The following is a 22,611-nucleotide window of genomic DNA, read 5'->3' as shown; positions in this document are numbered from 1 at the left end:
CGTTTAAGGAGGTGATCCAGCCGCAGGTTCCCCTACGGCTACCTTGTTACGACTTCACCCCAGTCATGAACCACACCGTGGTGATCGCCCTCCGAAGTTAGGCTAACCACTTCTGGTGCAGTCCACTCCCATGGTGTGACGGGCGGTGTGTACAAGGCCCGGGAACGTATTCACCGTGACATTCTGATTCACGATTACTAGCGATTCCGACTTCACGGAGTCGAGTTGCAGACTCCGATCCGGACTGAGACCGGCTTTATGGGATTAGCTCCACCTCGCGGATTCGCAACCCATTGTACCGGCCATTGTAGCACGTGTGTAGCCCTACCCGTAAGGGCCATGATGACTTGACGTCGTCCCCACCTTCCTCCGGTTTGTCACCGGCAGTCTCCCTAGAGTTCCCGACCGAATCGCTGGCAAATAGGGACAAGGGTTGCGCTCGTTACGGGACTTAACCCAACATTTCACAACACGAGCTGACGACAGCCATGCAGCACCTGTCTGAGAGCTCCCGAAGGCACCAATCCATCTCTGGAAAGTTCTCTCGATGTCAAGGGTAGGTAAGGTTCTTCGCGTTGCATCGAATTAAACCACATGCTCCACCGCTTGTGCGGGCCCCCGTCAATTCATTTGAGTTTTAACCTTGCGGCCGTACTCCCCAGGCGGTCGACTTATCGCGTTAACTGCGCCACAAAGCTCTCAAGGAGCCCAACGGCTAGTCGACATCGTTTACGGCGTGGACTACCAGGGTATCTAATCCTGTTTGCTACCCACGCTTTCGCACCTCAGCGTCAGTGTCAGTCCAGAAGGCCGCCTTCGCCACTGGTATTCCTCCCGATCTCTACGCATTTCACCGCTACACCGGGAATTCTACCTTCCTCTCCTGCACTCTAGCCTGACAGTTCCGGATGCCGTTCCCAGGTTGAGCCCGGGGCTTTCACAACCGGCTTATCAAGCCGCCTACGCGCGCTTTACGCCCAGTAATTCCGATTAACGCTCGCACCCTCCGTATTACCGCGGCTGCTGGCACGGAGTTAGCCGGTGCTTCTTCTGTGAGTGATGTCCTCCCTCGAGGGTATTAACCTCAAGGCTTTCTTCCTCACTGAAAGTGCTTTACAACCCGAAGGCCTTCTTCACACACGCGGCATGGCTGGATCAGGCTTTCGCCCATTGTCCAATATTCCCCACTGCTGCCTCCCGTAGGAGTTCGGGCCGTGTCTCAGTCCCGATGTGGCTGATCATCCTCTCAGACCAGCTACGGATCGCAGCCTTGGTGAGCCGTTACCTCACCAACTAGCTAATCCGACATAGGCTCATCCGATAGCGCAAGGTCCGAAGATCCCCTGCTTTCCCCCGTAGGGCGTATGCGGTATTAGCCTGGGTTTCCCCAGGTTATCCCCCACTACCGGGCAGATTCCTATGCATTACTCACCCGTCCGCCGCTCGACGCCTCCTAGCAAGCTAGGATCGTTTCCGCTCGACTTGCATGTGTTAGGCCTGCCGCCAGCGTTCAATCTGAGCCATGATCAAACTCTTCAGTTTAAAGTCTGATAGTCCGTTAAGCGGACCAAACTTGGCTCAAGGTTCAAACGTCTCGTTTGACGAGTCGCTTGCCTTGATATTTCAGTGACAGTGTCACTGACTCATCGGCAAGCGCCCACATGAATTACCTGATCAATTTTTAAAGAGCTTGCCCTCGACCAAACCAGCCGGAAGAGCGTCTCGCTTTGCTGCGCCGCAGCCCGAATCTTTAACCCGAGCCCTTGTCACAGCGCCCTGCGAGGAAGGCGTATTCTACAGAATCGAAGCGTTTCGTCAAGGCTTTCTTTTTTCGCTGTGCAAGCGATGCCTGCAGGACCCAAGAGAAAGCGAAGCGAGCCTGACGCGCATCTTGCGATGCCGTCCTGGCGACTCCGATCGAGTGGCGAGCATTTTACCGATTTCTCGTTGCCCGTCAAGTGGAGAATTTTTCGAAGACTTAAAAAAGCCTTTTCAAAACAATCACTTTTACCACTCTTCACCGCCTGTGACGTTTGCTCGTCGCCGGCAGCGGATGCGTACTTTACGGATTGGGACCGGCCTTGGCAAGCACTTCGTGTAAAAAAATTTCACGCCAGCGTCATCTGCATGACATCCCCGACAAGGCGACGAGGAAGGCGCCAAGAAACTGCAGCAAACCGCCGGGGCTTTCCCTGCTTACCTGGCTCGTCATGGAGCATCCACTGACGTGTCGAATTGGCCTAGGCGTCGCCGCCTTCCACGATGCCGCCGAGCTCACAGGCGATCCCTGCAGGAATCTGCTCATCTGGATTGGCAAGCCGCATGGCCAAGGCGAAGGTCCCGCTCGAAGCGTCGATCACCGGGTCCACATGGATGACCTCCGCTGAATAGCGTTGCCCCACCGGGCTCGATAGCGTTACCTCGATGACATCTCCTGCAGCGATTCTTCCGTAAGCGGCCAGCGGCAAAGCGGCCTCGATGCGTAGCGGATCGAGCTGAACCAGTTCAAGCACCGGCGTGGCGTCAACGAATTCACCCTCCTCCGCCAGGCGTTCGCTCACCCACCCATCGAAGGGAGCACGCGTCGTGAGCTGTTGCAGACGTGCATTGGCGAGATTGACCTGCAGGCGGGCCAGGCGAAGCTCGGTATCGATCTCGTCACGTTCGCTCTCGCTGAGCATATTGCGCTCGATCATTCGCTGGTTTCGCTGCATGCGTCGTGACGCATAGGCGGCGCGAGAACGCTCCAGTTCGACACTGGCGGATTCGACATCCCGCATCAGCGAAAACAGCGGATCGCCAGCCGCCACCCGCACGCCCGCTTGTACGTCGATTCGCTCGATGACGCCCGGCACCTGGCTCGACAGAGCAGCCTGGCGACCTGGCTCCACCAGGCAGCTTATTTCACCAAATCCCGGTTCTTGCAGATCCGTGTCCTGCGCCAGTGCCGGCGCGGCGATGCATCCCAGGGCGACGATCAGTGATCTCGCTGCTTTCATGCGCACTTCCTTTCCATGACGGAGACAAGGGTTAAACAACGATCGGCTATCAGCGCAGACCATGGCCATACAGATCTGCCAGTGGGAAAAACCATAGAGCGAATGAAAGAAATGAACGCGCCTCTTTCCGCGCCATGCCACTTCCGCGCCACGCTACTCCCCTCTTCCGCTGAAACCCAGTTGGTCATCTTCACGCCAGTCGGCTTCGAGCAAACGTGCCCGCTCCCGGGCGTGGCGACGCTCCCTGGTCTGCTGCGCGCGGCGCAGTCGTGTGGCAAGCCTTCCAAGACGGCGTTGCCAGCCATCCAGTTCCGTCAGCAATTCATCCTCTTCGGACAGCACCCACTCGACGCTGCCCGGATCGCCCTGGCGAGCGCAGCGCCCCATGATCTGACGATCTATCCGCGCAGCGTCGTGATGGCCCGCCAGGATCACGTGCAGGCCGCCCGCACCACGAGTCACCGGATCAAGCGGAATATCGGTCCCGCGTCCTGCCATGCTGGTGGCAAGGGTGACCGCCCCTGGCACCCCGGCTGCGGCGACGACCGCAGCTTCGTCGGCGTCCTGGCGAGCGCTCAGTACTCGGTGTGCAATGTCGTTGGCCTTGAGTCTCGCCGAAAGCGCTTCGGCATCAGCGAGGCTGACGGTGGTCACCAGCACAGCACGCCCTTGCGCGACGAGAGAAGGAAGACGTTGGCAGATCCATTCCCACTTGGCCGCCTTCGTGTCGCAACGCATCACCTTGCCGAGACGACGCAGGCCAGGCCTATGGGGGGGCACCGTCACCACCCTCTGACGGTAGGTAGTCCAGAGTTCGCGCCGCACCTCCCTGGCCGTACCGGTCATACCCGACAGGTGGCGATAGCGGCGAAAGAAACGCTGGTAGGTCAGACGCGCCAGGGTAATGTTGGGATCGCTGGGCTCGCACCCTTCGCGGCGCTCGATCATCTGCTGCAGCCCCTTTTCCCAGCGCCGATCCTCCATCACCCGGCCGGTGTGCTCGTCAATGATCAGCACCTTGCCATCCCGTACCAGGTAGTGGACGTCACGTTGAAAGTGGTGCTGCGCCAGCAGAGCCTGCTGGATCAACCACTGCTGACGGGAACGTCCCTGCCAGTGTCCGGCCATCGCCTGGCGGGACAGTCGTTCGACCTGCGATTCCAGGTAACGCTTGCCGCTGTCGGTCAACAACAGCTGCCCCTGTTCCCGCACGAAGTGCTCGTCCTCGACAAAGCGCTTCGCCATGGCGATGGCCTCATCGACAAGTGCAATATCCAGTGCACCCTCGCCGGCGGGGCCTGACAGGATCAAGGGAGTCCGCGCCTCGTCCATCAGCACGCTGTCGGCCTCGTCGACGATGGCGAAGTGCAGCCCTCTGAGCAGCAGCCTGTGGCTGGTGAGACGCCCCTGCAGTCGTGCAGCGTGGGCGCTCAAGGGGTGACGCCTGGTGCCCAGTTCCTGGGTGTCCCGCAGGTAGTCGAATACCAGTTCCTTGTTGGTGCAGTAGACCACATCCGCCGAGTAGGCCCTGCGCCTTTCGGCGGGCGTCATGCCGTGGACCACCGAGGCCACCGAGAGACCCAGGCGAGCGTAGACGGGGCCCATCTTGTCGGCGTCCCTTGACGCCAGGTAGTCGTTGACCGTGATGATGTGCACCGGGATGCCGGCCAGGGCGGCGGTAGCAGCCGGCAGAGTGGCCGTCAGGGTCTTGCCCTCGCCGGTCTGCATTTCCGCTACCTGACCCTTCAGCAGGACCATGCCCCCCAACAGCTGCACGTCGTGGTGTGCCATGCCCAATTCACGTCGTGCCACTTCCCTGACCAGGGCGAAGGCACGTGGCCATAGCCACCCAACCACGCCGCGACGGCGCAACGCCTGGCGCAGAAGGCCAGCCTGCGCATCGAGCGCGGTGTCGTCGAGTCGTGACAGCTGCCGCGCATGCCAGTGAATGACGGGAAGACGGCAACGCAAGACCCATCGTCTGACCGAGGAGGGCCCGCCGAGGCTTGCCCTCACCCCGTGCCAGGCCCGTTCCAGTGCACCAGGTGCTGACACCGGGCGCTCGGCGCGGCTGATGACGTCTGCGGGAACTCGTGTCAGCATCGACTCAGCGCTCGAACAGGCGCAGGAAGGAACGCCGGACCTGCCGCCACATGCGGAATCCAATCGGCTCCGGTGTGTGCTCGATACGCACCTGGACACCTTGACCCAGGCGCACCCTTGCAGCGCTCTCGATCAGGCCGGTGGCGCTGAAGTCCGCCAGATGATGCCGACGAAAGGCCCTCAGCGGCTCGCCTTCCCCCGACGCCGCCGTGGGGTCCAGGGCGACATCGCCTCCGCCCTTCTGGGTGAGACTCAGGCTCGGCACCTCATGACTGGCGCCAGGGGACAACCGCAGCAGATGCGAGGCGACGGCCTTCGCATCACCGCCGCTACGCACGCTGACGCTGCGCCGGTCGTCGCGCACGAGTTCCGCCTGGTGGGTCGGCACCAGCGTCCGCACTCGCAGGTCACCGGATTTGACCAGCACCCCTAGGGCCTGGCCGCGGCGAACATGGCTACCCAGGAGGGGCGCCCCTTCGGGCATCATCCAGCGTCCATCGTGGGGGCTCGTCAGCAATGTCGCCGCCGCTCTGCGCCTGGCATCGACCAGCTGACCATCGACCAGGCGCTGAGTCTCCGCCAGCACCGACAGCGCCTGCGGGTCGCGAATGTCGGCCTGCTGCTGCTGCTGAATTTCCCGTGCCCTGGCCTCGAGCAGCCTCACCTCGGCGTCGAGTTCCGGTGCCGCGATACGGGCAATCGGGTCGCCGGTACGAAGTGGCTGCCCTTGTATCGCCATCAGTTCGACCAGCTCACCGCTGACACCGGACCGCAGGCGCGCGGGCTCGGCAGAATCGATCACCCCCTTGAGGGTGGTGGCGTGAGGCGCGGGCACCAGCAGCAGGCCCGCCAGCAGCAACGCCAGACCGCCGAGCAACCAGCTCCAGGCGCGAGTGCGAGAACCTTCGAGTTGGCTATCCACGGACATGGCCTTCAACAGCTTGAACAGGGGCAACAGCAGCGTCATGGTCACCGACCACAGCGCCAGCAGGATACCGATGAACAGGTACTGGGTGGCGACGAAGGTGGCGATGACCACCATGATGATCAGTCGGTAGACGAAGGACAGCACTGCATAGGCCACCAGCCACCAGGCCTCCTTGAGCGAACCGGCCTGACCGCTGACATCGCGACGTCCCAGCAGGTAGCGCTTGACCACGTAGGTGAGCTGCTGGTTGGCGCGGGAAAACAGATTCGGAATTTCCAGGTAGTCGGCCAGCACGTAGTAGGCGTCGAAGCGCAGCAGCGGGTTGCCGTTGAACATCAGGGTCGAGACACCGCCGATCAACATGACGTTGAAGGCCAGCGAGCGAACAACGCCAGGCTCGGCCATGGCCCACACCAGCATGGCCGCCGCCGCCAGCCAGAGTTCGACCAGCACCCCGGCGGCCCCGACCAGCATGCGCTTGCCCTTGTCCGGGCAGGCCGCAGCGGCGCTGGCGTCGACGTAGGGTACCGGGAAAAAGACCAGCAGCATCACCCCGATCTCGTGGACCTCGCCGCCCGCGTCGCGGGTGGCCCAGGCGTGCCCCAGTTCGTGCAGGGTCTTGATCAACGGGTAGACCAGTGCCATCAGCAACAGATTGTCGACCCCCAGCACCCGATCGGCCAGGTTGTCGCTCAGCTGCGTCCAGTGGATGCCTGCGACCACCAGCGCCAGCACCACGGTCGCCAGCCACAGCACCGCGCCCAGCGGGCCCAGCAGCGGTCTTACCAGCGGGTAGCTCGCGGCGACGAAGCGCTCCGGATCCAGCAGCGGGATGCGGATGCCCAGCGGCGACTTGATCAGCTGCAGCCACTTGCTGCGACGCTGCCGCGTCTGACGCCGTGACAGTTCCTCGATATTGATGTCTTCGTGCCCCGAAAGCAGATTGGCACGATGCAAGCGACCGATCAGGGTGACCAGTTCCTGCTGTGTCGGCATGGCTTCGCCCAACGACCGGCTGACCTGATGCCAGATGTCGTCGAGGGTGCGTCGTCCATCGAGTCGCCCGATGATCTGATAGGACTCCGGCGTAAAACGATGCACCTGTCCAGTCAGGGAATCGTGCAGCACGTACCACGGCTCGCCGCGATACTCGTGGCGTGACAAACGCGCATGCCGGCGCAGGCGCAGGCGTAGATCGGCGACTCGGTGCCAGTGCTGGCTGAACAGTGCAGTGGTCATGATTCACCCCCACCAGCGCCACAGCGTCAGCTTGAGCCAGTCTCGCAGCCCGCGGGTCCAGATCTCGATCAGCGGACCTTCGCCGACCTCGACCCGCGCAATACCCGACACCCCTGGGCGCAGCAAGCGTTCCACCTGCCGGGGGTCAACCTCGCCGGCGTTCATCTCCAGGCGAGCCTCGACGATAAAGCGGGTCTGACCTTCACCGCTGGTGCTCCGGGGTGTGATCCGCTCGACCACCAGCGGCCAACGCTTGCCGGTCATCGAGGCCAGCACCATCGAGCCATGCTGGGTCGGCGCCAGATCATCGATACGGCCCTCGGGCACGGCCAGGTCCAGGCGAAACCCGTCCAGCGGAGAGACGCGAAACAGCTCCTCGCCCTGCTCGGTCACCGCGCCCAGTCGCTGGGTCAGGTCGCCACTGACCACCACCCCATCGAAGGGCGCGACCAGGGTGGCCCGATTGAGCCTGGACTCGACCAGCGCAACCCGCGCCTCGGCCTGCTCTCGCTGAGCCGCCAGCACGTTGAGCCCGGCGCGATCACCACGCGCGCGGGACTCCTGCTCCTGGCGTGACAGCTTGGCGATTTCGCTCTGCCATTGCAGCCGTTCCAGCAGCAGCTCCCGGGTTTCCATGCTCGCCAGCACCTGCCCGCGCTCGACACGATCACCGGCTCGCACGCTGGTTGCCTCGAGATACCCCCGGAACGGCGCCGAGATCACCCGCTGCACACGACTTTCGACGGTCACCTCCGCCGCCACCTCGTCCACCGTGGTGATCAGGGTGGAGGCGACCAGCAGAGCCACCAGCGCCAGCACCGCCAGCTTGAGCCCGAGATGTCCCGGTCCAAGCAGGCGCCCCAGTTGCTCCCCAGCCGATGCCAGCGCCTTGACCACCAGCGGCCGGTCGTTGCGCCTTTTTTCCTCCATCGCACGGGTGCATAGCGCCAGCAGACTCTCCAGCGCCTCGATCTCGTCGAGGGTAAAGGGTCGATCGCGTTCCAGGGTCACGGCGCCACGCGCCACCCCATCGTCGAGGCAGGGTACGCTGACCACCGAAGGAACACCGCCGAGGGTGACCAGCTCCTGATGGGCCAGCTGGACACCGCCATCGTGCCGCCCTGCCGCACCTTCCACGGGAGGACAGGCCACGCTGGCCAACTGGTCGAGCGCCTCATCCATGGCCGCCGCCGTGGCCTTCACTCGATTCATCTTGCGATTGAACTGGGCGCTGTGGGAAATCTGCAGAACGCGACAACTGGCACCGCGGCGCCAGCCGAGGCTTACGCGTTCGGCACCGAACTGCTCGGCCAGACGGGTCACCAGCTGTGCCGAGGCTGCGGCGAAGGTAGCCTCCGACAGCACGCCGGCCAGCAGGGACAGGCGGTCCCCGAGTACCGCCTGGTGTCGCAGCATGTCTTCTTGCCGCTCACTCATCAGGTCCCGTTCCAGCGCAGCGACACCTTCCTCGAGTCGCTGCATCAGTGGCACCAGGGACTGACGTGCCCGCGCCACACCGTCGTCGGAGGTGTCGCGCAGGCCAGGCGGAATCGCCAGGCTCAGCGCTACCGCGCCTGCCACCTCGCCATCCATGCTCACCGGATAGCCGATGCCCAGGTGCGCCTCATCCAGTTGGCTGACCATGCCACTGGCAACCTCGGCGACCTCACTTGCCAGCGCCAGCAGTGCCTCGCCAACGCCTTCGCCCTCGCTGAAGCCCGTCCACAGCGCCACTGGCTCGATGCCGGATCGCCCACGCCACGCCACCAATCCCTCGACCAGCCGCACCTCGTCGACAGCGCCGCTGCGCTCACAGTGCCGGGACAGCCAGTGCTGCATCCGTTCACGCATGGACGCTTCAACGTCGCCCCTTGCCTCGTCTAGCAGCATACCGCTCCCGCTGGCCCGTTCAGGCCCCTCATCAAGGTGTCAATCAAGACGTCTCCTCATCGTCATCCTTGCGCAGCCGACGCCATTGCTCGGCGGCCTGTTCACGTCGAAGCGTCTTGAGTCTATCGGTGTGGTCGGTGGACGACGTCATGGCTCGGGCGACACCCCAGCCAGCGCCGGCCAGCGCCGCTGCCAGGCCACCCAGTGCCGAACTGCCCATGGCACCTTGCTGTTCGGCAGGAACGGACGCATCTGCCTCGCTCGACACCTTGGGCGATACCTCGGTCGACGCCGGTGAGCCTGCCGCCTGTGGCGACTGGTCCAGGGTTGCGTCATCGACCGACGGTACCGCCTCGAGCGACTCACTACCCTCCGCAGCGTCTGGCGCCGTTGGCACGCTGCCGGCAGCCGGGGGAGCGGCGAACAGCGGCAAGCCGCTGATGATGCCACCGCGACTGTCATGGTGGGCCGCCCAACCAGCGACAACACCACGTAGATCCTCGAGTCCCTGGCTCGGAGCCACCGCTGCCGGGCGGTTGTTCGAGACCATCGCCTCGCCCAGGGCGAACGCGGTGCGATCCATCCAGCTCCAGGCGGCCAGGCGGCCGCCTGGCTCCTGCTCACGGTAGAGGTTCTGCTGCGCACCGCGCACCAGATCCAGCTTGCCCTGAGCCAGGGTCACGATGGAGGTGACACGCTCGACCTCCGGCACACTCGTCGAACCGGCAGAGGCCACACTCAACCGTACTCGGCCATATTCGCCGATCAGGATGTCGAAGCCGTAGTCACCACCGAAGCCGTCGAAGCCGGCGCCGCCCATCGCCACATCGTGGCCCAGTCCGGTCAGGATGACGTCGTCGCTACCTTCGAAGTTGTCGATGGTCTCGATGGTGATCAGCCCTGGCACGCGAGTCACCCGAGCGAAATCGCCCATCAGAATATCGTTACCGGCACCGCCCTCGAGCGTGTCCTGGCCGCCGCCACCCAGCAGCACATCGCGATCGATGCCGCCAATCAGGTGATTGTCGCTGCGCAGGGCAATATTGCCGGTTTCCGCCAGGCGGTAACGGCCGGTGGTATCACTGAGAATGCGGCCGTCATCGGCGATGGCCACGGTCTCGCCGCCGGCGTTGACAAGGGTATCGGCGCCGACACCGCCAATCGCCTGATCCCGGCCCACTCCCAGCAGGATGACGTCATCCCCACCGGTGCCCTGGCGCCGATCGAGGCTCTTCACCTCCTGGCGAACACCATCTTGTGCGGTGATCGACCCATTGTCCCCAATGACCACGTTGTCGCCGCCAAGGGCACTGATGCGTTCACCACCAAACCCGCCGATGATCCAGTCATCACCTTTGCCGGTAGTGATGGTATCTATCCCGCCGATGGCGAAATGAAGGGACGCAAAGGACGTCACCACGCCATTGGCGTCGAACAGTACCTCGGCGTGATCACCCGCTACCTTGTCAGCACCAGCGGCGGAGGTGATGACATCGTCGCCTTCGGCGCCGATCACCAGGTTGCCGCCGCTGCCGACACTGACGCTATCCGCCGCGCCGTGACCGTGCGCCAACGAACGCGCGCTCACCAGATGTCCCGCTGCGTTCCACTCCAGGCGACCGAGGTCGGCAAGCACCGTGCTGGTCTGATCACCCGTGGTGATGGCATCGCTGCCCGCACCACCGACGATCTCATTGCGACCGGCATTGACGCCGATGCGATCCTGTCCCGCCACCGCCGATGCGGTACTGGTCATCGTCCTCAACACCGAGGTGTCGTCCCACTGGAGTCGCCCATTGTCACCGATCAACTGGTGACGACTGGTGGCCGAGGCGGCGGTGATCGAAATCCGATCATCGCCAGCGCCGCCGATGGCCGTGACCGAACCGGCATTCACCTCGAGGGTGTCGTCGCCGCCGATGGCAGTCGCACTGGAGGCGGCGCTCAACAACACTCCGCTGGCACTCTGGCGCAGAGAACCGTTATCGCCAAACAGCAGGTGACGGGCGTCGACCGATGCTGCGCTGATCTCGATGGTGTCCGCACCGGCACCGCCCACAGCGGTGACCGAACCCGACTCGACAGCCACACGATCGGCGCCGCCGACGTTGGGCGTCAGACTATCGCCGTTGACCAGAACGCCGACGTCGCTCCAGCTCAGGGTGCCGCGATCCGCCAGCACCACATGGCGCGCCCCGTCGCCAGCCTTGACGATCTCGATCAGGTCACTGCCCACTCCACCGATGACCACGGAGTGGCCACCGCTCAAGCGAATGCTGTCGTCCCCGCCGCGGGTATTCAGCATAGCCGCCGTCTCGCTGGCGGCAGTATCGGACGCCAGGCGGGAGGTCGCGTTGACCAGGACACCCGCGGCGTTCCACTCAAGCAGACCATGGTCACCGATCGCCACGCTGGCACTGCGCTCAGGCGAGGCGGCAGTCACGCGGTCATTGCCACCGGTGCTGAGGCTATCACTGCCTTCTCCGCCGATCAGGACGTTGCGACCATCACCACCGTCAAGACGATCTGCTGCCCCATTGGCGCTTGGCAGCGTGACCAGTTCACGTACCTGGGTACCCACCACGTCCAGCCGGGCGTAGTCGCCCACCAGCAGGTCATCACCGCTGCGACCGCCGCTGGTCAAGCTGCCACCGTAAAGCACGTCAGACCCGCCACCCCCCAGCAGCAAGTCATTGCCCTCGCCGCCGAACAGTCGGTCGCCTCCGTCGTGGATACTGTCCTTGAGCACCAGCGTGGCACCACTGGACAGATCGTTCACCACCTTCAAGGTAACCTTGGCGTTGTCACCGATCAGCCAGTCGGAAGCGCCGCCTCCGCTCAGGACGTCGTTGCCACTGCCACCGATCAACAGGTTGTCGCCGCCGCTGACGCTCAAGCTGTCATCGCCGCCCGACGCCATGTCGACGCCTTCCACCGCGATCACCCGCTGACTATCGAGCAGTCGCAGGCCCGCCTCTCCGGGGCGAGCCTCCAGCTGGATCACGCCGTGGTCCCCCAGCAGGATGTCGTTGCCTCCTCCAGTACTCAGCACGTCATCACCGGCTGTGAGGCTATCTCCGGTCGGATGGGCAATCGCTGCGGCGCTGGCATGCACCGTCATCACCGTATCGGCCTGGCTGAGGCGTCGGGAAACATCCACGTCGATGCCACCATCGCCGTACAGATGGTTGTTACCGCCCTTTTCATCACTCAGACGGTCATCGCCGGATCCACCAAACAGCTGGTCATCACCGAGGCCGCCAATCAGCGTATCCGCGCCGGCGCCACCCACCAGCACCACGCCACCGATGGCCTGACTGGCGTCCAGCAGATTATCACCGGCCTCCAGGAACGGCTGAGCCAGCAGCGTCGGCCGGCCGCCGACGGCGCTGTAGCGCTCGCCACTGCGAGAGGTATCGCCGAACACCACCAGCGGCATCTGCCACTGATAGCCACCGCTCACCCGGATGTGGTCATCACCGCCGCCACCGTGGACCACACTGAGCGGCATTTCACGAATCACACGGCCACTGCTGGCACTCACCACTCCGTCGAGCACCAGCGCCCCGGCGCTGGTGATGTCGCGAATCAACAGACGCTGTTCGCCGACCAGTACGCTGTCACCAGCGCGGAAGCCATCGGCGTACCAGCTGCCGGCACTACGATTCAGCTGGGAAACACCCGCCACCGTCTGTGCCTGCCAGTCGCCGTCGAAGGCCACCGGATCGGCATCGATGGCAAGCTGATCATCGCCTGCCCCCATCAGCGCCTCGAAGACCTCGACACCGTGGAAATGAACCCCTCGCTCGGTATCGATGGTACCGCCCACACCATTGTCCTGGGACAGCACACCTTCACCCATGCCGAGCCCGCTGACCCGCTCGGCACCAATGACACCAGACAGGTCGGCCACGCTGGCATCCACGTGCAGCACCAGGCTATCGCTATCCTCATGCGCGGTGCCGGAAGTCACGGCGGCCAGCGCGCTGACACCTTCAGAAGGCAGCATCAGCGGCACAGACGGCACCGGCGTATCGGCGACAGTGCCCCCTTCGACGATCAGCGGTCCCTGAATGCCGGACAGACGCCGTTCGGTGACAAACTGCATGCCCGCCTCGACCGGAGCCCGATAGCGGGTCTCCGCCACCACCTCGACGGCCACCTTGTCGGCCCAGTTGCTGGCGTCGAACACCACCGCAGGGGTGGTGACGGAGGTCAGCGTCAGGCTGTCACCGACCCAGCTTCCCAGGGTATCGTCGGACATCAGGTGCAGCCTTCCCTGGGCATCGATGTGGTTGATCCGCAGACGCCCGGCAATGCTCGATCCCGAGCCATCTTCCAGGCTCAGGTAGCGCCCGGTCTGGGCCCCCAGCGATGCCCAGTCGCCACCTTCCAGGACCAGAATCGCCCCGGCTCCCTGCGCGGCCAGCACCGTCACGCTGCGCTCACCGTCGAACAGGGTATCCAGCACGATGCGCCCACCCAAGGGGAACTCGGTCTGGCCATCGCTATTGAGTTGGACCCTGACCTCAGCGCTCGGCGCCTTGGTCAGCCTCAGGGTGTAGCTGTCGCTGCCGCCCAGGGTCGAGACGCGGGTTCCGCCATCCGACTGCTCCACCACCAGCCCAGCGCTGTCATCGTCGTGGACGCTGACGTCGACCTTGCTCGTGGCGCGATCGGCAAACGAGCTGGCCTGCCCCAGATTGCTGAAGATATCGAAGCCCAGCTGGGCGTCGATCCGGTCTTCGATGTCGGTGTTGCCGAGCGCCTCCAGCACCAGCGTCTGGGGCTTGTCCCAGTTGGAGGCATCGAAGCTCAGGGTGGCGCCGTGCTTTGCCACCAGACGACCGCCGAAGGCCGACAGATCCACGCTGACCGTGATCACCTCACCGGCCTGGGGCGCCACCGACAGGCGCACTTCGACGCTGCCGGCCTGAGCCGACGCACCCTCACCTTCGATCACCTGGAGTCGATCCTGGGCCGTGGACACCACCACATCTCCGCGCGTCGCATCGAATACCGTGATCTCGGTATCGGCGATGGGCTGATCCAGCAGCGAGGCCAACGCCTGGGGCAACGGAGACGACGAGGGCGTCTCGACCTGGGCCAGATAGCTGATCGCCACCTGGCGAGTCCCTTCGGCCAGACCATCGGTCGGCGCCTTGACGAAGATCTGTTGGCGCGGTGACCAGCTGCCCCCGGTGAACACGAAGTCCACGGTGATCGCCTGGGTAAACTCGCCCAAAGCGTCGAGTGACAGAAGCAGCGTCTCGGCCGACGCTGCGCCCGCCGCGTGACGGTCCTGAGTCGACGCCATGCTGGCAGACAGTGTCAGCGTCACCCTGCTGCCATCGGCAACACCGGCAGCCGGCAGGTTTGTCGACAGCCAGTAGGAGGCTGCATCTCCGCCTTCCACGACACGAGTGGCCCCACCGGGCTGCTCGACCAGGATGGCACCGTGCTCGGGGCTAGCCACCTGCACCGTCAGCGCCTCGGCCAGAAGATTTGCGTAGGCCTCGTCAGCGGACACCGTGCCATGGCCCACCAGGCTGCTGGCACCCCTGGCGTCAATCGCCTTCACCTCGCCGCTGACGTCCCCCGCCACCTGGATCTGGTCACTGCCGAGACCACCGATGACCTCAGTCAGTACGCTTTCGCGGGTGCTCAGCACCTGAATCCGATCGTCTCCCGCTCCGGCCTCGACGCGCACACGCTCGAGATCGTCATGGGACAGATTGAGCCCAGCGCCAAACACGGCACCCGCGGTGATCACGAAGTTGTCGTCGGCGCTGCTGCCGAAGGCACTCAGACTGTCGTAGCCGTCTTCGCCATCAAGTGCCAGAGGCGCCTGGGTGGCGTAGACCTGATACTGATCGTTGCCCTGGCCCCCCAGCACGCTCATTGCCTGGCCGTTGCCTCGACTGACAAAGCCGTCGCCGGCCTGGGTCACCGCGATCTCATCGCCCACGACGACGCCCGAGGCGTAGACGCCCGCGCTGGCCGTGCCTACAGGGTTCGGATGCTCGCCGTACTGCTGGCCAATCTCGAAGCGATCGTCGCCGCGACCTCCGTCCAGCGTCATCACGGTCGATGAGCCATCGACCACGAAGCGGTCGGCGCCGTCGTGGCCATTGATGGTCACCCGGGCATTGATGCTGGCCACCACATCGATACGCTCCACGGCGCTGCCAGCCTCGGCCAGGCGCGCAACGAAGTTGTCGCGGACCAGGAACAGATCGCCCGTGGTAGACGCCGTCGTCTGGGCCCGGACCATACTGCCGTCATAGTTGTCGTAGCCACGACCTTCGATGAACAGGGTGTCCGCTCCGGCATTGCTGGCACCGCTGTCGAGAACGCGAATGCGGTAGTCGCCCTGATCCGCCTGGCGCGTGACAATCCGGTGCTCGTCGCTGCCGGATCCACCATCCAGGGTCAACAGCGCCTGGCGATCATTGAGCTCCACCAGGGTCAGACGGTCCTTGCCGCCGTCGCCGGCCACCAGCATGGCGCCCACCAGGGTATCGGCATGGATCAGCATGTCGTCGTTGCCGCTGCCACCCCGGAAGCTCATGTTGTTGGTCACCGCGATATCGCCGTGCACATGCAGAATATCGTTGTCGTCGCCCAGATCGACGGCGATTGACCCTGCGCGATGCCGGCCATCGAAGAGCAGACGATCGTCTCCCGCCCGGGTCACCACCGTCAGGCTGTCGGCAAACTGCCATTGGCCCAGGAAGGACACCAGATCGTCGCCATCCCCGCTGTCTACCAGCAGGGTGTCGGCTCGGTGATCGCCGTTGAAGGTAACAGTATCGGTACCAGCCCCAGAGGTGACCTTGGCCGCTGCGGTGACGGTAAGGTCTTCTGTCACGCCCAGGGTGTTGGCACCCTCGCCCATGGCGATGGACAGCGATCCGGCCTGGATGCTGGCGTCGAAGGTGATGCGGTCATCGCCCTCTCTGGTCGTGACATCGAAGGCGTTGGTCACGCCCAGTGAGTTGTTGACGGACAGCACGTTATTCCCGGCGCCCAGCGCCAGGCTCAGCGAGTCCGCCTGATGGGTGCCGTTAAAGGTGACGCTGTCCACACCCGATCCGGCGGTGACTTCGGCCAGACCATCGACGGTAAGGTCTCGAGTCACGCCCAGGGTGTTGGCACCCTCGCCCATGGCGAGGGACAGCGATCCGGCCTGGATGCTGGCGTCGAAGGTGATGCGGTCATCGCCCTCTCTGGTCGTGACATCGAAGGCGTTGGTCACGCCCAGTGAGTTGTTGACGGACAGCACGTTATTCCCGGCGCCCAGCGCCAGGCTCAGCGAGTCCGCCTGATGGGTGCCGTTAAAGGTGACGCTGTCCACACCCGATCCGGCGGTGACTTCGGCCAGACCATCGACGGTAAGGTCTCGAGTCACGTCCAGGGTGTTGGCGCCATCGCCCATGGCGATGGAGAGCGAGCCGGCCTGGATGCTGGCGTCGAAGGTGATGCGGTCATCGCCCTCTCCGGTCGTCACATCGAAGGCGTCGGTCACGCCCAGTGAGTTGTTGACGGACAGCACGTTATTCCCGGCGCCCAGCGCCAGGCTCAGCGCGCCGGCCTGATGGGTGCCGTTGAAGGTAACGGTGTCGACGCCGGAGCCGGCGGTGACTTCGGCCAGACCGTCGACGGTAAGGTCTTGGGTCACGTCCAGGGTGTTGGCGCCATCGCCCATGGCGATGGCAAGCGAGCCGGCCTGGATGCTGGCGTCGAAGGTGAAGCGGTCATCGCCTTCTTCGGTCGTGACATCGAAGGCGTCGGTCACGTCCAGTGAGTTGTTGACGGACAGCACGTTATTCCCGGCGCCCAGCGACAGACTCAGCGAGCCCGCCTGGTGGGTGCCGTTGAAGGTGACGGTGTCGACGCCGGAGCCGGCGGTGACACTGGCCGCTGCGGTGACGGTGAGGTCTCGAGTCACGTCCAGGGTGTTGGCGCCATCGCCCATGGCGATGGAGAGAGAACCTGCCTGGATGCTGCCATCGAAGGTGAAGCGGTCATCACCTTCTTCGGTCTCCACCTCGAAGGCGTCGGTCACGTCCAGTGAGTTGTTGACGCTCAGCACGTTATCGCCGGCGCCCAGCGCCAGACTCAGCGAGCCCGCCTGATGGGTGCCGTTAAAGGTGACGGTGTCCACACCAGCGCCAGCGGTGACTTCGGCCAGACCATCGACAGTCAGGTCCTTGGTCACGCTCAGGGTATTGGCGCCCTCGCCCATGGCGATGGACAGCGAGCCGGCCTGGATGCTGGCGTCGAATGTGATGCGGTCATCGTCCTCTCCGGTCGTGACATCAAAGGCGTTGGTTACCGTCAGGCTGTCTTTGACGGACAGCACGTTATCGCCGGCGCCCAGCGACAGACTCAGCGACCCCGCCTGGTGGGTGCCGCCGAAGGTGACGTTGTCCACACCTGATCCGGCGGTGACTTCGGCCAGACCATCGACGGTCAGGTCTTGGGTCACGTTCAGGGTATTGGCGCCCTCGCCCATGGCGATGGCGAGCGAGCCGGCCTTGACGCTGGCGTCGAAGGTGATGCGGTCATCGCCCTCTCCGGTCGTCACATCGAAGGCGTCGGTCACGCCCAGTGAGTTGTTGACGCTCAGGACGTTATCGCCGGCGCCCAGCGCCAGGCTCAGCGCGCCGGCCTGATGGGTGCCGTTGAAGGTAACGGTGTCGACGCCGGAGCCGGCGGTGACTTCGGCCAGACCGTCGACGGTAAGGTCTTGGGTCACGTCCAGGGTATTGGCGCCCTCGCCCATGGCGATGGCGAGCGAGCCGGCCTGGATGCTGGCGTCGAAGGTGAAGCGGTCATCGCCTTCTTCGGTCGTGACATCGAAGGCGTTGGTCACGTCCAGTGAGTTGTTGACGGTCAGGACGTTATTCCCGGCGCCCAGCGCCAGGCTCAGCGAGTCCGCCTGGTGGGTGCCGTTGAAGGTGACGCTGTCCACACCCGATCCAGCGGTGACTTCGGCCAGACCATCGACGGTGAGGTCTTTGGTCACGTCCAGGGTGTTGGCGCCCTCGCCCATGGCGATGGAGAGCGAGCCGGCCTGGATGCTGGCGTCAAAGGTGATGCGGTCATCGCCCTCTTCGGTCGTCACATCAAAGGCGTTGGTTACCGTCAGGCTGTCTTTGACGCTCAGCACATTATCGCCGGCGCCCAGCGCCAGACTCAGCGAGCCCGCCTGATGGGTGCCGTTGAAGGTAACGGTGTCGACGCCTGCGTTGCCGTCGATTCTCAGGCTCACCGCCTTGACGTCGCCCTCGACAATGACGTGATTGTCACCATCGCCGCCGGCAATGTTGAGTTGCTGGGTGATGTCCAGGCTACCCTGCTGGGTCAGCGCATCATTGCCGGCCCCCAACGTCACGCTCATGCTGTCGGCCTTCAGGCTTGCACCCGCCGCGATCAGTACCGTCTGACGCTTGTCGCCCCCTTCCAGAGTGATATCACCGGCAACCGTCCAGTCACCACGCAGTTCGACCTTGGCCTCCGGCGTATCACGGAAGGCGGGCTGGTCTTCATCTGGCGTGTCGACCTTCATCACCACATGGCGCGCGGCCTTCACGATGATGTCGTTGGCCTTGAACAGCAGATCGTCGCCCGCGGTCATCAGGATGTCGCGACCGGCATCCAGCGTCACCCCTGCCTCGATGTGCAGGTAGTCTTCGTTGTCATTGGCGTCAGAGGTGTTTTCCCTGGCCGTCAGCACGATATCGCCATCAGCCGAAACGATATCCTCGGTCACCGTGATCGGACTGTTGGCGGTTATCTCGATATCGCCGGTGGCCGTCAGTCCCAGACCATGGATGGTCAGATGTCCGGTGTTGTTGAGGTAGACCTTGCCGTCGCGGGACTGGCCTTCCAGAGTGCCGATACGGGAGGTCAGCACCTTGCTCTTGGTGCCCACGTCCTTGACCGCGATCAGACGTACCCCGGCGGTCAACAGGTTGAACGTCTCGTTGGCACCCAGGGCGCTGTAGATGGCGCCCTGCGAGAACACGAACGCCAGCGCATCGGTGGAGCCCGCCGGCCCCGCCTGCACGGTTCCCAGCTGCAGATCACCCTTCACCTCGCGCACGAACACGGAATCGGCGCTATCGATATCGACGCGCCCCACGGTGTCATCGGTGACCAGCGCCAGCAGGCGGTCGGCGGCGCCGACTCCGCCGAAGCCGGTCTCGAGCTGCAGCGTTTTCGCCTCGATGTCGCCGCGGAATTCATCGGCATGGGTCGCGATGATGGAGTTGAGCGCGCTGAGTTCGACCCGCTCTCCCCCCTTGATATGGCCGACCCTTAGATTGCCATCCACCGCCGCCAGGTAGACGTCTTCGCCGGCATCGACGGTGACGACACCATCGCCGCGCGTGGCCAGCTCGATGGCGTTGGTCGCCTGGCCCACGCTGTCGCCGGCGATCAGGGTGATATTGTTGGCCAGCACCTTGAGCAGGTCGTGGTTCAGCCCGTCGATGATGCTGCCCGCGGCCTTCAGCCACAGGTCGCCGCGCTCGGTGAACAGGGTCGAGATCGCCAGATCCCCTTCGATCTCGTGCAGCGAGATATCGCCCTGAGCGCGTGCGGTCAGGGTGGCGGCATCGGTCAGGGCCAGCTTGAGCGGTGCGCTGGCGCCGGAACCGATCTGCCCGCTGGCCGCTTCCAGCACCAGATCCGAGGTGCGTATGACCAGATCGACACCGGAGGACGTGGCCGCCAGGATCGATCCGGACACCTTGACCCTGGCGTCCTGTCCGGCCACCAGCTTGGCCAGGCGAATATCGGTCTCCGACACCACGTAGGCCGAGTTGGCGGCGGTGATAAAGGTATCGCCTGCGTTTTCGATGGCGAAGTCATCGATCAGATTGATCGAGATGTAGCGAATCAACTGCTCACCGCTACTGACCTGGGTCTGGGGGTCCAGCAACACCGTTGCCAGCTCCACCTGGGCACCAAGCTCGCCGACCACCTCCAGCGCGGTGGACAGCTCCAGCGTGCCGCCGCTTATCGCGGTCACGGTGTAGTAGCGTCCATTCTCGGTCACATTGAGCGACTTGCCGGCAAGATCGACGGCCTCGCCCACCTTGAACACGCTGGTATCCCAGCTCTGCCCGTCGGTGCGCACCAGCTTGACCGTGGTCACGCCCTGGTCGCGCTGGATATCAAGGAAGTCCACCACGGCGCTATGTGGTGCCTGCTTGAGGTAGGTGACATCGGCCCGTTCGGCGGCGGACAGCAGTACCCGCTGCTCGTCGGAGAGCCCGGTCAGCCCACCTGACATGTCGAGCAGCTCGCGTCCGCGGGCCACACCGACGCTGTCGCCGGCGATGAGGGAGATATCGCCCCCGGCAATCACGTTGGGTTCCTGAATCTCGGTGCGGGTATCGGTGGTTTCCTGCAACAGGCCCGCGCCGATCAGCGACAGCAGCTCCTGCTCGGTCCACACCTTGATGCTGCCGCGCACCTGCTCCTTCTCTGCCGCGCTCAAGGTCACCCTGTAGCTTGCGTCCTGGTACTCGGTCGCACTGCCGTAGACGTCATGCAGCTCGTGGTAGATATCGGTGCGATCGGACTCGATGCCCGTGAGACGAGCCTCGATCTGGGCGTCGTCGAGACCCTGGTCGGCGAAACGCTGACGATAGGCGTCACGCTCCGCCTGGGACAGCCTGATCACCTGATCGCTGGCGTAGGACGCCACACGACGGTAGGTCAAGGTGTTGCCCTGGGCCACGCCAGCCCCGGAGGCCAGGATCAACCCTTCTGCGCTGAGGTCGGTCAGACTGTCGATGGTGAAGTAGCTGCCATCGGCCCGATAGAAACGATGCTCGACGCGGGCATCACCGGCGACGATGTCCGGCGCGCTGAGGCGCAGCTCGTCACGTACTTCCAGGGTGCCGCCGCTACCATCGCTGATCTGACGCACAAGACCGAGCAGGATGGCCCCGCTGTCGACGCTGAGCACACTGTAGCTGGTGCCATCGGCCAAGCCGCCGATCCAGTCATCGGAGGTTGCCTGGCGGTAGTTCCAGTAGGTGTTGTACTCCTGGGTCTTGCGGGTTGCCAGGTCGTCCTGGGCGTCCTGAATCTTCTGCTCGGCGGCGCTGCCGACCAGATTGAGCTGTGACCAGACGCCGTCACGCAATTGCTCGACCGTACGCTCATCGACCGTGGCGGCGTCATTGCGGTCGAGCAGATCCCCCGCGGCACGCACCCAGACATCGCCCAGGCGGCTTTCGACCCGTTCGATCCCCAGGACCCCGCTGAGCTGATCGATGGCAATATCGCCACCGGCCACGGCATTGAGACGGCCATCGGCGTGCTGGGCCAGGGTCAGGGGTGCGGCCAAGGAGCCGATCGCATCGCCGGCCGCCAGACTCAGGTTGTTGCCCTTGACGTGGACACCGCCAAGGGCACTGCCCGCCTTGAGCGAGCCCTCGGCAGACAGGCTGACGTCGCCCCAACCGCTGTGGGCGCGCAGCACGATCAGGTCAGCGTTTTCGTGCGCCAGATTCAGCGGACCACGCTCGGTCACGGCGTCCACCGTCATGGTCATCGCCGCAGCGCCGCCAGCGCCCTCGATGGACAGGAGCTTCAACGCCGAACCATCACCGATACCGTCCGCTGCGCGCAATACCACGCTGGCGCCGGAGACCCGCACATCACGGGTCGGGTCATTGTAGTGAAGAATCTGGCCATCGCTGTCGATGCGTGTCTCGCCGTTATAGTTGGCCAGATCCCCGAGCACCACCACGTCGCCCACCGAATCGATATTGATCGAACCCGTAGCCTGGCCGAAGAAGCTGAGATCCACCGACTTGTTGGCGGCCACCGAGTGGGTGTGCAGGATCTGACTCGACTGTTCCTGGACGAACTTGGCGTAGTGGGTCTTCTTGCCATACCAGGTGCTGGTCGACCACTTGTCGACGAGCTGCGGATCGGTCCACTCGCTGGCGTTGACCTCGCTCTTGTTGTACTGATAACCGGTCTCGCTGCTGGTATAGAAGTAGGACAGCGAATCCTGCAGGCGCCCAGGCGATATCTCGGATTCGCCCCAGTTCAGGGTATCCGGGTCGGCGGCAAAGGCGTCGATTCCCGCCCAGGCGCTGGAGGCGGTCTGAGCATAACGCCGCTTGGAGCTGTCCTGGACCACGCTGAAGCCGTAGCGCACATCACTGTCCGGCGTATAGGTGTAGGTCTTGCCAGGATCGGCGAAGTCGTAGCGATACTCGGTCACCAGGGGATTGGTACTGGAGCCCTTGTACTTGTCGGCGATCCGTAGATAGCCCTCGCCATGACGGCTGACGTCGAGATCCCCCACCGCCAGGGTGTAGGAAGTGTTGTTGGTGATATTGATCGCACCATAGCCCCCCAGCACCTCAAGCTTGCCGTTGCCGGTATTGGCGATGTGACCGGTGATATCCAGCTTGC

The 22,611-nt window shown here is 64.1% G+C and carries 5 protein-coding genes and 1 rRNA gene (1 of these 6 running past the window's edge); all 6 read right to left on the bottom strand.

Going from position 1 to position 22,611, the window contains the following annotated elements; translation table 11 throughout:
• Positions 1–4: 4 nt before the first annotated feature.
• Positions 5–1,542, bottom strand: a 16S ribosomal RNA gene (locus tag NFG58_RS06840).
• Positions 1,543–2,240: 698 nt separating this feature from the next.
• The gene (locus NFG58_RS06835; RefSeq protein ID WP_052704557.1) at positions 2,241–2,999 is read right to left on the bottom strand and encodes an efflux RND transporter periplasmic adaptor subunit; all 759 of its coding nucleotides are present in this window, start codon (positions 2,997–2,999) and stop codon (positions 2,241–2,243) included.
• A gap of 153 nt (positions 3,000–3,152) precedes the next feature.
• Positions 3,153–5,102: a DEAD/DEAH box helicase gene (locus NFG58_RS06830; RefSeq protein WP_348827841.1), complete on the bottom strand. Its 1,950-nt coding sequence runs from the start codon at positions 5,100–5,102 to the stop codon at positions 3,153–3,155.
• Between the two features lie 4 nt (positions 5,103–5,106).
• A complete protein-coding gene (locus NFG58_RS06825; RefSeq protein WP_287165798.1) occupies positions 5,107–7,269 on the bottom strand; it encodes a peptidase M50 in 2,163 nt (720 codons plus the stop codon).
• A 3-nt stretch (positions 7,270–7,272) separates the two neighbouring features.
• Positions 7,273–9,159, bottom strand: coding sequence for an efflux RND transporter periplasmic adaptor subunit (locus tag NFG58_RS06820; protein WP_348827840.1), 1,887 nt, complete (start codon positions 9,157–9,159; stop codon positions 7,273–7,275).
• Between the two features lie 43 nt (positions 9,160–9,202).
• On the bottom strand, positions 9,203–22,611 hold the 3' end of the coding sequence (locus NFG58_RS06815; protein ID WP_348827839.1) for an LEPR-XLL domain-containing protein. It continues 15,478 nt past the right edge of the window; 13,409 of the gene's 28,887 nt are visible here — the last part of the coding sequence; its start codon lies beyond the right edge, outside the window; its stop codon occupies positions 9,203–9,205.

Origin of the sequence: Halomonas sp. RT37, assembly GCF_040070525.1 — a bacterium.
GTDB lineage: Bacteria > Pseudomonadota > Gammaproteobacteria > Pseudomonadales > Halomonadaceae > Halomonas > Halomonas litopenaei.
This window is presented reverse-complemented; position numbering and strand designations above follow the sequence as displayed.